Origin of the sequence: Paenibacillus sp. MZ03-122A (assembly GCF_024213325.1) — a bacterium.
GTDB lineage: Bacteria > Bacillota > Bacilli > Paenibacillales > Paenibacillaceae > Paenibacillus > Paenibacillus polymyxa_B.
The window spans coordinates 166,092-180,433 of the sequence record NZ_JANAVI010000006.1; the positions used below are offsets into that span (position 1 = coordinate 166,092).

11 protein-coding genes and 1 pseudogene are annotated in these 14,342 nt (G+C 44.4%); 6 read left to right on the top strand and 6 right to left on the bottom strand.

Features of this window, described 5'->3' with window-relative positions:
- The 4 genes and pseudogenes from NLX74_RS15025 to NLX74_RS15040 all read left to right on the top strand — a co-directional run.
- A pseudogene (locus NLX74_RS15025) lies at positions 1-408 on the top strand (hypothetical protein); the annotation flags it as partial.
- A gap of 242 nt (positions 409-650) precedes the next feature.
- On the top strand, positions 651-1,742 hold the full coding sequence (locus tag NLX74_RS15030; protein ID WP_254329188.1) for a glycosyltransferase: 1,092 nt from the start codon (positions 651-653) through the stop codon (positions 1,740-1,742).
- A gap of 58 nt (positions 1,743-1,800) precedes the next feature.
- Positions 1,801-2,895, top strand: a complete 1,095-nt coding sequence (locus NLX74_RS15035) for a tetratricopeptide repeat-containing glycosyltransferase (protein ID WP_235308479.1) — start codon at positions 1,801-1,803, stop codon at positions 2,893-2,895.
- Positions 2,896-2,946: 51 nt separating this feature from the next.
- Positions 2,947-4,041, top strand: coding sequence for a glycosyltransferase family 4 protein (locus NLX74_RS15040; RefSeq protein WP_235309843.1), 1,095 nt, complete (start codon positions 2,947-2,949; stop codon positions 4,039-4,041).
- Between the two features lie 83 nt (positions 4,042-4,124).
- On the opposite strand, the gene NLX74_RS15045 is transcribed toward NLX74_RS15040, so the two are convergent.
- Genes NLX74_RS15045 through NLX74_RS15060 form a run of 4 tightly spaced genes read right to left on the bottom strand, consistent with a single transcriptional unit; the run spans position 4,125 to position 9,453 of the window.
- Positions 4,125-5,978, bottom strand: a complete 1,854-nt coding sequence (locus NLX74_RS15045) for a beta-glucoside-specific PTS transporter subunit IIABC (RefSeq protein WP_254329282.1) — start codon at positions 5,976-5,978, stop codon at positions 4,125-4,127.
- Between the two features lie 5 nt (positions 5,979-5,983).
- A complete protein-coding gene (gene eutH, locus NLX74_RS15050; protein WP_254329189.1) occupies positions 5,984-7,093 on the bottom strand; it encodes an ethanolamine utilization protein EutH in 1,110 nt (369 codons plus the stop codon).
- Positions 7,094-7,104: 11 nt separating this feature from the next.
- Positions 7,105-8,139, bottom strand: coding sequence for a Gfo/Idh/MocA family protein (locus NLX74_RS15055; protein ID WP_254329190.1), 1,035 nt, complete (start codon positions 8,137-8,139; stop codon positions 7,105-7,107).
- Between the two features lie 33 nt (positions 8,140-8,172).
- Positions 8,173-9,453 (bottom strand): glycoside hydrolase family 140 protein, encoded by a 1,281-nt coding sequence (locus NLX74_RS15060; RefSeq protein ID WP_254329191.1) that lies wholly within the window; start codon positions 9,451-9,453, stop codon positions 8,173-8,175.
- A 243-nt stretch (positions 9,454-9,696) separates the two neighbouring features.
- Between NLX74_RS15060 and NLX74_RS15065 the strand changes: the two genes are divergently transcribed.
- Positions 9,697-10,725, top strand: a complete 1,029-nt coding sequence (locus tag NLX74_RS15065; RefSeq protein WP_254329192.1) for a LacI family DNA-binding transcriptional regulator — start codon at positions 9,697-9,699, stop codon at positions 10,723-10,725.
- A gap of 113 nt (positions 10,726-10,838) precedes the next feature.
- On the opposite strand, the gene NLX74_RS15070 is transcribed toward NLX74_RS15065, so the two are convergent.
- Positions 10,839-11,744: an NAD(P)/FAD-dependent oxidoreductase gene (locus tag NLX74_RS15070; protein WP_254329193.1), complete on the bottom strand. Its 906-nt coding sequence runs from the start codon at positions 11,742-11,744 to the stop codon at positions 10,839-10,841.
- 106 nt (positions 11,745-11,850) lie between these two features.
- Positions 11,851-12,255 (bottom strand): Rrf2 family transcriptional regulator, encoded by a 405-nt coding sequence (locus NLX74_RS15075; RefSeq protein ID WP_254329194.1) that lies wholly within the window; start codon positions 12,253-12,255, stop codon positions 11,851-11,853.
- Positions 12,256-12,413: 158 nt separating this feature from the next.
- Here NLX74_RS15075 and NLX74_RS25865 point away from each other — a divergent pair, with 158 nt between their 5' ends.
- Positions 12,414-14,339 (top strand): BglG family transcription antiterminator, encoded by a 1,926-nt coding sequence (locus NLX74_RS25865; RefSeq protein ID WP_254329195.1) that lies wholly within the window; start codon positions 12,414-12,416, stop codon positions 14,337-14,339.
- The last annotated feature ends 3 nt before the right edge of the window (positions 14,340-14,342 follow it).

Genomic DNA, 14,342 nt, shown 5'->3' on the forward strand with positions numbered 1-14,342 from the left:
CCATTTGGCCTTGGATTTACTGGACCTGTCGGACCTACGGGTGCCACGGGTGATACAGGTGCTACCGGACCTGTCGGGCCTACGGGTGCTACGGGCGACACTGGTGTTACTGGACCTGTCGGGCCTACTGGCGATACCGGGCCTACGGGGCCGACTGGACCTACTGGACCATTTGGCCTTGGATTTACTGGACCTGTCGGACCTACGGGTGCCACGGGTGATACAGGTGCTACCGGACCTGTCGGACCTACAGGCGCTACGGGTGATACAGGATCTGCTGGACCTATCGGGCCTATCGGGCCTATCGGCGACACAGGCGCTACTGGACCTGTCGGACCTACGGGCGACACGGGACCTACAGGGCCGACTGGACCTACCGGACCGTTTGGATTTACTGGCCCGATTGGACCTACAGGACCTACGGGGCCGACTGGACCTACGGGGCCTACCGGACTCTAAGCTCCTTTTCTACCACATCATGTTTAAGCGATGTACCATACCTTATGGACAAAGCCGCACAGCATGTTAAAAGCTTTGTCATCCTTGCCCTGCCGCGATTGTGGCAGGGCTTCTATAAATCAGACCTCTTTTAAATCCAACTTTATGTTTGACCTGAACTCTTAGATGGTTCCCAAAGGAGTGATGCTCAATTGATCAGTATCAGCCTGTGCATGATCGTCAAAAATGATCAAAATACAATTGGCCGTTGCCTGGAATCGGTCCATCCTATTGTGGATGAAATCAACATCGTGGACACAGGTTCACAGGATCGGACCATTGACATATGTCGCAACTTTACAGATCGAATTTTTCCATTTGAATGGGTAGATCATTTTGCCCTTGCACGTAACTATTCGTTTGAGCAAGCTACGCAGGAGTACATTCTCTGGCTTGATGCCGATGATATTTTGAAGGAGCAGGATGCCGTCAAGCTGCTTGAGCTGAAGCAAACCCTTGATTCCTCAGCCGTACCAACCGTCGATTCCGTGTCTATGAATTATCATTATGGCTTTGATGATCATGGCAATGTCACCCTACATTTTCGCCGAAACCGCTTGATCAGAAGGTCAGCCGGATTCCGTTGGCACGGAGCTGTGCATGAGTACCTCGCCGTAGACGGGAATATTCAACATGCCGATATCGCCATAACTCATACCAGAACACATACAGTCTCTCCAGGAAGAAATCTGCGAATTTATGAGAAGTTGCTCGCCCAAGGTCATGCCTTCTCTCCTCGTGACCTCTACTATTACGCTAACGAGTTAAGAGATAATGAAAGATATGAGCAGGCCGTGCAGGCTTACCAGAATTTTCTGGATACCGGACAGTGCTGGGTAGAGGATGCGATTAGTGCATGTAGCAAAATGGCCGACTGTCTGCAACAACTTGGCAAGCTGGAGCAAAGTATTACCGCGGCTTTCCATAGTTTGACCTTCGATACGCCCAGGGCAGATCTATGCTGTCGGATAGGTCATTATTTTTTGCATAAAAATGAGATCTCCAAAGCTATTTATTGGTACGACATGGCTACCACTCTGAATCCTCCCGACACGATGGGCCCGGTACAGGACGCGTACCAAACGTGGTTTCCTCATATCCAGCTATGCATTTGCCATTTTCGGATGAAGGATTACACACGTGCGAATTGGCACAACGAACAAGCTGCAATGTACGTTCCCAACGACCCGCATGTCCTGCATAATCGGCAATTTTTTAGCTCAATCCTGAATCCTCCCCAATAGAGATGTCTCTCATACTCACCCCTCAATCTTTAAGTAAGTCAAAGGAGGAGCAAGCGGAATGCAACAATCGAATCGGTACAAGATAGCTGTCTATGCCATTAGCAAAAATGAAGCCCGATTCGCCAAACGCTGGATGCACACCATGCGTGAAGCCGATGTTGTCATTGTAGCGGACACCGGCTCTACAGACGATACTGTTTCCCTGCTACGCGAAGCGGGTGCAGAGGTGCATCGTATCGAGGTAAATCCTTGGCGTTTTGACAAGGCTCGCAATGAGTCCCTACGACTGGTCCCTGACGATATAGATATTTGTGTCTGTACGGATCTGGACGAAGTCTGGGAGGAAGGTTGGCGGTCGCGGCTGGAACGTAACTGGAAGGAAGGAACTACCCGGATGCTATATGCCTTTACGCATGGACAGCCTGGGCAAGATACCGTCTATACATGGTTCTGGAAAGAAAAAATACACACTCGTCACGGTTACCGCTGGGTACGCCCGGTTCACGAGGTGCTTGAATATATCGGGGAAAGTGAAGAACGTAGCATTCGATCCGATCAGCTCCGCTTGTATCATGATCCCGATCCACACAAATCCCGCAGCCAATACCTTCCGCTGCTGGAGCAGTCTGTGCGCGAGTTTCCCGAGGATGACCGCAACATGCATTACTTGGGGCGAGAATATATGTATCATGGCCGCTGGGATGAGTGCATTACTACATTGCAACGACATCTTACCATGCCGCAGGCACGCTGGGCAGATGAACGCAGCGCTTCGATGCGCTTTATTTCTAGAGCCTATAAAGCAAGTGAACAATGGCAGGAGGCAACACGTTGGTTATACCGGGCTATTGCGGAAGCGCCGTATTTACGTGAACCTTACACGGAAATGGCTCAGCTGGCTTATCATACACGGAACTGGTCCGCCGTCTATCATATGGTTGAAGAAGCGTTGCGTATTTCAACACGACCCGATACGTACATGCAAGAAGATTTTTGCTGGGACGCCACACTGTATGATCTTGGTGCCCTCGCTTGCTACGAGTTAGGCCTTTTACACAAAGCTTGTGAATTTGCGAGAGAAGCAACAGAGCGCTCCCCGGACGATTCTCGCCTTAGCCATAATTATGCGCTAATTCAATCTAGGCTTCCATAGAAACCCACACCCCGTCCTGTAGGTTGAATAACTTGGTATAGGAGCTTGTGACTGGCAAAGGAGGTTATTGAGATCAAAGTTCTATTTACTTTTTATATACCCAGTGGCGGCGTAGAAACCTTGAACCGCCAACGCTGTAAAGTGCTCATGCAGGACGGGATTGAATGTCATCTTCTCTATTATCAGCAAGGTACAGGGATGCAAAACCTGAACGGCGATATTCCTGTATTCATGACTTCCTCTGAAGAAGAAATTCGAATGCTGGTAATTACTAACCGCTATGATGCAATTATCGTATCATCGGATTATCCTATGCTCCCCAGACTGCGAATGTTGGGTTATCAGGGGATATTAATCTATGAATCGCAGGGCTTTGGTTCTCACGAAGAGGCTGCTTGGGTGGTCGCGGATGCAGTTCCGTATCTTCAGAAACATGCCAACGCGGTGCTCTTGCCCAATACAACTCATCTGGTGCAGCTATTTACCGACATGTGTCCATGGCTTAATCGTTATGTATTTCCAAACGTACTGGATACCAGCGTATTTAATTATGTACCTAACACTCCTCCGATCAATCCGATTATTGCCTGGGTTGGGCGGTTGGAGCCCAACAAGAACTGGAGGCATTTTGTCGACATTTCTTACTGGATGCTGCAAAACCGTGCGGATCTTCGAATCTGGATGTTTTATGATGACACTTTGTCTCAGCCGGAGGATAAAATACAATTCGAGAACATGCTTGCTCAGCTTGGCATGTCCTCCATTATCGAGCGTTTTAAAAGCGTACCTCATGCCCAAATGCCCCTGTACTACTCCATGATTGGCGACTCAGGCGGCTACCTGCTATCGACCTCGCTGGTAGAGGGCTTCGGCTATGCGGTTGCTGAGGCGATGGCCTGTCGTTGCCCGGTATTAAGCTCTGATTCAGACGGAGTACGAGCATTCATTGACCACAACGAAACCGGTAAATTTTATCAGCAGGGGGACATCTTGCAGGCGATACTGCAAGGACTAGACCTGATGAACAACGTACCTCAACGCGAATCTATCCGCAGGAAAGGGCTGGAGCGAATCGTTAGTCTGTTGGCACCGGATAAATATGTGCGCTCCTTCCGGCAGATGATGAACACGCTGGGTGTGAGGTAACTAAAAAACAGCTGACGACAACCCTTTTTATATACGGGTCACCGTCAGCTTTAACTTGCCTTTTTATTATGGAATATTGGAATCTATCTAATCTTTAGTAAGCGGTCTCCTGCATGAATATCCTTGGAGCCTTCAACTAAGATATCCGTGTACACGGCTGTATTGGTTACAATGACGGATGTGATAATATCATATCCTTCATCCTCTATAGCTTTGGGATCGAATTCAACCAGCTTGTCCCCTTTTTGAATCGTATCCCCTTCAGACACAAAGGAAGTGAAATGTTTTCCTTTCAAGCTGACCGTATTAATTCCAATGTGAATGAGCAGTTCAACCCCATCCTCAGAAATAAGCCCGATGGCATGCTTGGTTTTGAAAACGGTAACAACAGTTCCGTTAAATGGCGCATAGGCTACTCCTTCTTTCGGAATAATTGCGGCCCCCCGGCCCATCGAACCGCTGGAAAAAGCTTCATCTTTTACTGCGGTTAAAGGAATCAATTCACCATGTAGAGGACTGAATACCGCTTTTTCTTCTTTTTTGTTTTCATCTGCAATTTTAATCTCAGACGCAGGTTTTGCATTTTTATAACCGAAAAGATAGGTCAAAATAAATGCGACTACAAAAGCTACAACCAAAGATATGATAAAGCCGATAAAGCCTGCATCCATGCCTTTTGGATTAATGAATAGAGGTATACCAAAAATGCCACCTGAGGCAAATCCATATGCCGTTGAGCCGAGTAAGCCTGCAGCAGCTCCTCCTATACCTCCAGCGATCGAAGCTAAAATAAACGGTTTTTTGGCGGGTAGCGTAACTCCGTAAATAGCTGGTTCAGTAACCCCCATCAAACCCGCAATTGTGGCAGAAGTGGCGATGGGTTTTAATTTAGGGTCCCGTGATTTCAAAGCGATGGCAAATGCCGCACCTGTTTGCGCAAATGTCGTACAGAATAGCATACCGTTAATCGGATCAAACCCGTTCGTGACTACATTATTCAGTAGAATTGGAATGAATGCCCAATGCAGACCGAAGATAATGATGCCCTGCCAGAACCCGGCCAGAACGAGACCAGCAACAGCCGGACTTAACTGGTAAATCCACATAGAGCCTTTGGCTAACCCATCGCTGATTATAGTTGCTATCGGTCCGACAACCAGAAAAACAAGCGGTGATATGATGACCAAGGTCAGAAAAGGCACCATGAACATTTTAATGGAGGCAGGTGCAAACTTACTTATCATTTTTTCGACCTTTGCTGCCAAGAACGCTCCAATAATGATAGGTATAACAGAAGAAGTATAATTAATCAGAACGACAGGTATGGTCAAAAAGGACAACGCCGTTTTATCCGTAAAGGCGGAAGTAATGGTCGGGTACACCATCGCTGCTCCCAAAACGGCAGACAGATACGGGTTTCCTCCAAATTTTTTACCTGCTGAAAACCCTAGAATAACCGGAAAGAAATAAAACATAGCGTCCGCTGTCGCATATAAAATTTTATACGTGCCCATCTGATCAGTCATCCAGCCTAGGGATGTGCATAAGGCCAATAGTCCTTTTAGAATCCCCACAGCAGCGAGCACACCTACAACGGGCATAAACACACCTGAAATTACATCGACAAATCGGCTGAATAGGCTCGCTTTTTCATTCTTTTGATCCTCTTCAACCATCTGATCTCCATGCTTTACTCCCATTATATCCAAAAGAGCTTCATAAACTTTGGGAACCTCATTCCCGATGACCACCTGAAATTGGCCACCACTTTCCACGACGGTAATGACACCGTCAATCTGCTTGATCTTTTCTTTATCTGGCAATTGATTATCCTTCAGTTTAAATCTCAATCGAGTGACACAGTGAATGACACTGTTCACATTTTCATTTCCGCCCACGGCACTCCATACTTCTTTGGCTGTTTTTTTATGATCCATCATGTTCACTCCTTCTTGGATGCGCTTTCTATTTTTCTATTCGTAGTAGTCGGATGTGCAATAACTGCGACAATTACGGCACTGATTCCGCCTGCAAGTTTACCCACGATCATGGCAATCACCATATTCTTGTCCATTCCTGCTACAAAGCCAAGATGTCCCCCCAGAACGAAAGATCCACTGACAGCAAAAGCAATACTAATCACTTTGCCTCTGGGCTCCATCTCTTTGACTAAAGTGAACGTAGGAATATTATGAGCAAGACTAGCTACCAGACCCGCAGTAGCCGATGGATCTATGTTTAGCAAACGTCCTGCCCGTTGAAGCGGATTTTTAAATATTTTTGTAATCCAAGCAACCAACGGAAACGCACCAGCCAATACAATAGCAATCGTTCCAACCGTTTGCACACCGACAGACAACGGAGCCATATTGGGAATGATCACAAATCCAGTTAAGGTTTCGACCCCAATCGCTGCCAAACCGACAAGGGATAGAAGCCTAATGCCGTTACCAAACCACTTGAACAATCGGATCGTAAGCTCCGTAAATAGACGTAAACCCAGCATAATGATTATTGAAAGGAGCATGGGAATAATCAGATTTTTTAAAATCATCATCACGTCAAATCCGGCGGTCATTCCCCCTATGAAACAGCCAACGGGAATTGTACTGATACCGATCAAGATTCCTTTTGCAAAATATGGATGATCCTCTTTTCCCAAAATGCCGAGGGCAACCGGAATCGTAAATACGAGCGTTGGGCCAAACATGGTCCCTAGAAAAACCCAGGAAAATAAACCCGCTTGCTGGCTGTGCGCCATTTCTGCCGCAAGCGCGTATCCTCCCATATCTACCGCCAATATCGTATTGGCAAAGGATGCCGGATCGGCACCCATTGCCACATATAATGGTGAAACAATAGGAATCAACCATGAGGCGAGTACAGGAGCCAAGGAAACAATTCCTATCATGACCAGAGCAAGAGAACCCATGGTCATGAGCCCATTGTTGAAGGCTTGTCCCAACCCCCAGCGATTTCCCAAACATTGATCCAATGCACCCAGCACTAAAAAAAGAGCGATAACATACATCACAATATCGTTAATGGACATCCTGTTGCCTCTTAATACACATGAACTTTATGATTTTCTGCGCTGTCATAGGTGTCGAATACAAGCTGAAGGGTCTTGATATTGTCGTGACCACTCGTTTGAAATTCTTTTCCCGTGTTGAGACAATCTATAAAATGAGCTTGTAGCTTTTTATGGCTTTCCTCATAGTTTAATTCAGTCTTTTCAACCAATACTTTTTCGACTCCCTGATTATTAATGAGAGATAATTTACCTGTGTTATACAGTTTTAGGGTAGCCTCATCGCCTTCAATCACCAGCTGTTCTTTATGATCGGGAAGGACCTGCTCCGGCAGCTGCCCATTCAGTTCCCTACGAGTCGCCCAGCTCATATCCATGAGGCCAAAATAATGTTCATAACCTAACATAATAATGCCCGTGTCTTCTCCCTGTGTGTATGGGCTGACTCGCTTGGTTTCCGCATACAAACGCTGAGGTTCACCGAATAAGAAACGCCAAGTATCCAGCCAATGAACTCCCATTTCATAAAACAAGAGCTTGGGCATATCTCTGAAAAATGGCTGCGGCAGCTCTTTTTCCGGAGCAAACCTCGGCGAATAAAAATCGGTATGCGTATAACGTATAACATTCATATTCCCAACGATATTCTCTGCCAGCAATTTTTTTATAATTTGAAAAGGCTCAAGCCAACGCCAATTTTCGGTCACCATAAGTCTGACTCCTGCTGCTTCAGCAATACTTACAATTTGCTCAGCTTCCTCCACAGAACGTGCAAAAGGTTTTTGACACATCATATGTTTTCCGGCTGCGGCCGCCAGTCGAACCAGTTCCAGATGTGTCTCAGGAGGTGTAATGATGTCCACGACATCAATATCCGCTTCGCTTAGCATTTCCTCCAGACTGGTATAGCAATATTCAGTAGGGATATGGAATTGAGCTGCTTTTTCAAAAAGTAAGCCTTTATTTCGATCACAAAATCCTTGGATTTCTACATCCGAGATAAACTGCCATGCTTTTATATGTTTTTCCGACCAATATCCCGTTCCAATGACGCCGATTTTCCACATGTTGCTTCACTCCATCCACATTCTTCTCTGTTTTTATTTCGTTCCGATAATGACAACATCACTTTCAAAGCTGTGCATATCTAGTACCGATTGATCCTTTTGGACAGACACGTCGGTTTGGGCAAACCGCTTCCCGGCTAAATCAATCGTTGTAAACTTGTAATCCTGCACGTTGATACTTAGCCGTACCTTCGTGTTAACCGGGACATACAAGACAATGATATTCTCGTTCCCCGCAGCTCTGATTTCCTCTGTCTTGTTTAAAACAATATCCAACGGCTTTACGCCAATCAGGTTATACATTTCAAACAAATATTTAATAAAGGAATAATCCCATGCGCCCTCAAATCGCAATGCTGTTCTCCAATCATAGGGACTATCGAATCCTTCCCCTTCTACAATGCCGAATTTCTTTCCTTTTTTGTGCCAGCTCCAAATGCCATGCGCTCCGTAGGTAATGCCCGCACCCCCGCCTGCAAGGAGGCTTTGCCATGCTACTTTTCTGGCATCCAGTGCTGTGTATCTGCCATACACATTACGGCTATAACTAATTTGTTCATAACATGGCTCTCCATTAATGACAGGCCGTATATCCGGCTTATGGTAGAAATGTTGAGCAATCTCATGGCCCACATGCTGAAACTCGGAATTATGTCCTGATTGATACATATAAAATCCAAGACCCTGGTGTTTCTCAAAGGCTGGAGGAATTTCTCTCAATCTTCCTTGAATATGCAGCGTAGTTAAGCTTGCAGAACTTAATTGTTGTACAATTTCCAGTGCTTTTAAATAATAGGAATTGGCACGTTCGGTCGGAAAATCACTATCCCCGCTGATCAGAAAAATAGGATCAAATGGAGAAAAACGGTTTACGACGTACGTTACATAGGGTTCAACGCATTCAAACGGCATTTTATTACCCTTTTGGAACATTTCAGCCCATGTATCCGGCACATAGTTACACCACAATAGAACCAGGGCCGGAACAAATCCACGCTCTACAGCCATTTTCAACATGATTTCTGCCCGGTCAAAATAAGCTTCGTTTAATGTATGGTAGTCGAAATCCCCATTTTCCAGTAATGCAAACGGCTGTAGATTCAGATCCGATTCACTTGCATCCCATTGTCGGAGCATGTTGATTTGCAACACATTGAAACCTTGCATCTTCCGATAGTCAAGATAATCGCTCCACTCCTCTATCGTCGCGTTGGTAAATACACTCCAAACCGTATCTGCCAAATAAAAAAAAGGTTTTTCCTCTTTTGTAAAACTTCTTTGATTTTCAGCCATGTTTAAACTCAAATAAATCACCCTTCCTCTCTTGCTGTATTCACAATACCCTCTAAACAAAACTAAAAAATGACTAAACTTATATGATTGTTTCGCAAAATAAACTAAATTAAAGCGCTTTACACTTGAATATTAACACTGTAAATCATAAACGGTCAACAAATTTTTATTTTTAGTTATTTAGTTTAGTTTAGTTTATAAGCTAAACTTTCTTGCAGAGTAATGATATAATTTATGTAGTTTAGTTCAATAGGGGGTTCCACATTGAAAATTGATGATATTGCAAGGCTTGCAGGTGTTTCGAAATCTGCTGTCTCTCTTGCTTTTAATAACAAACCCGGAGTGAGTGAAGAAACCAAGGAGCAAATTCTAAAAATAGCCCAAGAGCATGGATATAAACCACGCACCATGAAGACAAGCAAGGAAGTTATTAAAAATCATCATGTGATACGCTTTGTGGCCTGTAAAAATACAGACATCGTAACAGAACATTATGATTCACTTCCATTTTTCAATGAGTTAATTCATCATATTACCAATCAGGTGAGAGAACATGGAAACACCTTGATTTTTTCGTCTTTTGATAGCCATAGCCTGGAAGAAGAATTATCTGCTTTGGAAAAAGATCAGCCTTCTTCAGGCATACTTCTGCTTGGTACCAATTTAACTTCTGAGACTATTCATTCCATACAATCCATTCATTCCAATATTGTGATTCTGGATACCTGCTTTGAACACGTCGATGCCAGTTTCGTATCTATTAACAACTATCTTGGTGGGTATCAGGCAGGCCAATATTTAATTCGGTCAGGACACAGAAAGATAGGATACGTACAATCCAGTACGAGGATTCTTAACTTTACAAAACGAAAGGAAGGGTTTATGGCGGCTTTAGAGGAGCACAATCTTTCCATAGAAAATGGGCTTACATTTGATATGCATCCCATGCTTGTGATGTCACAGGACGCATTTAAAACAGCTATTCATGAACTGAATGAGCTACCTTCGGCCCTATTTTGTGAAAATGATTATATGGCGATCAGTGCCATTAAAACGTTTCAAGAAATGAATATTCGAGTGCCTGAGCAAATTTCCGTCATGGGATTTGATAATATACATGAAGCCAAGGTGATTAGCCCGGAACTCACAACCATTCATGTGAAAAAGGATATTTTGGCTCGAACTGCTGTCAACTTGCTTATGGAGAGGCTTAACCATCATCAGGGGCATCATACTCAGGTTCTTGTGAATACGGAGGTTATTGAAAGAAGATCTTGTTTAGCCTCAGAATAACCTATGATCATTGGTTTATTATTGCTTGCTGTCTCTATGATTTTAGAATAAAGCCGCCGTGTTGGCGGCCTTTTCTATTTTCGGACTCCGTATCGGACATTTTCAATTTATCGTTATTCGTTGAAATCTTCCTCTGTCAAATCCATATTTACGCTCGCAGCGGTTCGACTGCCGTCGGCCGCGGCAAAAATCAACTGGGAAGGCATGAAGTACGATGAATCCCCGGCAGCATATACACCAGGTATGGAGGTTCTCCCCGCTTCATCCGTCTTGATCCCACCCGACTCCGTTCTTTCACAGCCCAAACGTTCTCCAAACGGTGCACTTTGTACAAACTGGGGAGACACAAAGCCGCCGATCCTCGGGACTTGAGTGCCATCCGTAAAGCGCACATGCTCAAGCTTTCCATTGTGACCGATGAACGCCGCAACAGGTTGCTCCATTACGATGATTCCTTTAGAATAGAGCCGTTCTTTTTGCTCGTCCGACAGGGATGTCTGACCATTCGTACAGACGATCAAATCCTTACTCCAGTTAAGGAGTAGTTTGGCTGTATGAAATATAGCTGCCGATTCAGAGACGAGGACAAGCGGTTGATCCCGCAACTCCCAGCCGTCGCAATAAGGGCAATTAAATAAACTTTTCCCGTATAGCGGATAAAAACCTTCAATCTCGGGGAATATCTCCTTTACGCCCGTCGCCAATATCAATTTCCGCGCTTGAACGCGATGGCCTGACGAATCAAGTACCTCAAATCCAGATTCGTTTTTTGTAATCGAAACAACCTCGGTTTGCAGATGATGGACAGACGGATAACGCAACACTTCCTCATAAGCTACACGGCGGAACTCGGCCGGCGTTACGCCGTCTCTCGTAATAAAACCGTGCGACGCATGCGTAACCGCATTTCTGGGCCGATTATTATCAATCAAAGCCACACTTCTTCTGGCCCTGCCAAGCACGAGGGCTGCATTCAATCCGGCGGGCCCTCCGCCAATAATAGCGCAATCGTACAGCATAACACCCAACTCCTTTTAAAAGATATTAGAGACTCTTTATATCTTCAATAAAACAAAAAAAAAGCTTTACATAACTGGCAACCACCCTCTTTCTATATAAAGTCGCTTACTTTGAAACTTGCGTTTGCTTTTGCGCCAAATCGACCAATTTCGTATTTTTAAGATGTCGTTCCATTTTCTCCTCTGCTTCCCTCATTACAGCTTGAATCAGGCACTCGGAGCCGTGGACAAAATCACATTCAAACAAAGAATTCGTTCCTTCAATGGCATGGATAATATCCAAAAAGGTAATATCCTCTTTATGACGGGATAGGCGATAGCCTCCATTGGCTCCAGAAACCGATTCGATCATCCCAGCCTTCACAAGCCTTGTCAAAATTTTCGAAAGATAAGTTGGTGAAACTTTTTGGGATTCGGCTAGTTGCTGAACACCTACCGGCTTCACCGACGAATCAGTAACGAGCATGAGCATAGTGTGCAGAGCATAATTCGTTGCTTTTGTAAATTTCATAACTACACCTCAATCAAAGACTTATTGTATCCACTATATCCCCGAATCTGCTAGTGTGTCAAGGTCATCTAGCATTCACGCTGCTGTTAATCCTTCTTTTGGTTACGCTCTAACCGTTGTATACTGTTCATCAGAACAGCTAAGAAAGGGGGCTCGTTGTGCGTATTTTTGATATTCTTCGTATATTGGTTGCAGAACAGATGGTCAAAGGAGAACACTTGGCAAATGCATTGAAGGTATCTTCTCGAACGATACGAACGGATTTAAAGGAATTGGGTGCTCTGTTGTCAAAGCATGGAGCAGCAGTTAAGCCCCTTAAAGGAACAGGCTACAAGTTAGAGGTTCGGGACGAACAAGCATTTCATCATCTGCTGAAGCAATTAAAGGATTATGATCATCATGTGCCCTATCCATTAGCGAGTTCTTCTGAAGCTAGAAACCGTTTTTTAATGAAAAAGCTATTGCTTACCAATGCATATGTCAAACTTGATGATTTAGCCGAGATCCTGTATGTTAGTCGATCTACTTTACAGAATGACCTCAAAGAACTGCGCAAGTTACTGGCAACTTACGGACTATCACTGGAGAATAGACCCTATCATGGTATTCGAGTCAAAGGTAATGAGGCCAAGCTGCGTTATTGCATTTCCGACTATGTATTTAACAGGTTAGATGAAATAGGCGAGCAGCAGGTGTCCCCCCCTCTTCTGATCTCTAACGAAGAAATGGAATTCATAAGAGAAGTGATTCTGGATCGTATTGAGATCCATGATATTCAGTTGTCGGACATTGCCCTGAACAATCTGGTCATTCATATCGCTATAGCATTTAAGCGTATTCGCGAAGAAAGGTATGTGTCGTATTATCCGCAAGAGATGAAAAAAATTGAAGCGCAGAAAGAGTTTAGGGTGGCGACTGAGATCGTATCCGCCTTGGAACAAATCATGAAGCACTCCTTTCCACTTGTTGAAGTTGCGTACATTGCTGTTCACCTGTTGGGTGTAAGGACCGTCGTTAGTGCCCGTATGGATGAGGTGGAGATTAAAAAGATCATTGATAAAGATATCTACGAACTGACTATCGAAATACTAGACCAAATTGATCAGCAGTTGAAGATGAACATTCATAACGATCAAGAATTGCTGATTGCATTTTGCCTTCACCTCAAACCGGTGATCAACCGTTATCAATACGGAATGAATTTGCGTAATCCTATGCTGGATGAAATCAAAGCCAATTACCCGCTTGCCTTTGAAGCAGGTATCATTGCTGCGGAAGTCATCAAACAGCGGCTTCATATACACATTGAGGAAAATGAAATTGGGTATTTAGCCATTCATATCGGAGTCGCGATGGAAAGAAAGAAAATGGAGGACGCGCCCAAAAGATGTATGATCGTATGTGCTTCTGGACTCGGCAGCGCTAAGCTGCTGTATTATAAGCTTCAATCGGTTTTCGGTTCCAGGTTGGATATCGTAGGAACCACTGAATTTTATAAGCTGAAACAAATGCCGTTGGATACATTGGACTTTGTCATTAGCACGATCCCCATTTCAGAACCGCTTTCTATCCCCATGATCCATGTGAATACATTTTTAGGCGGTTCCGATATTACTAAAATTGAGCAAGCCATTTCTGAGACCAGACTTCCTGCTGTGCAGTATGTACGAAAAAAATTGGTCTTTCTTCAGCAGAAGTTTGAGAACAAACTCCAAGTGCTTGAATTTATAGCCGAAAAAATACACGAAGCAGATCTTGTAAAAGGCCCCCTGCTGCAATCTGTAATAGAGCGTGAAGCCGTTTCCCCCACTTCATTTGGCAACTTGGTCGCAATCCCGCATCCGATGGAACCTTTCGCAGATTCTACGTTTTGGGCCATCTGTACATTACAAAAAGCTATCGACTGGGATGGCAAGCCGGTACAGTTTATTTGTATGCTCTGTATACAGCGCACCAAATCAGAAGATTTACAGACTATGTATCATATTTTGCTTGAAATTTTAAATAATGAACAGCTCGTCCAGCAGCTTATTCGCTGCAAAACGTATACAGAATTCATAGAAGTGTTGCACAAAAATTGTTGAACA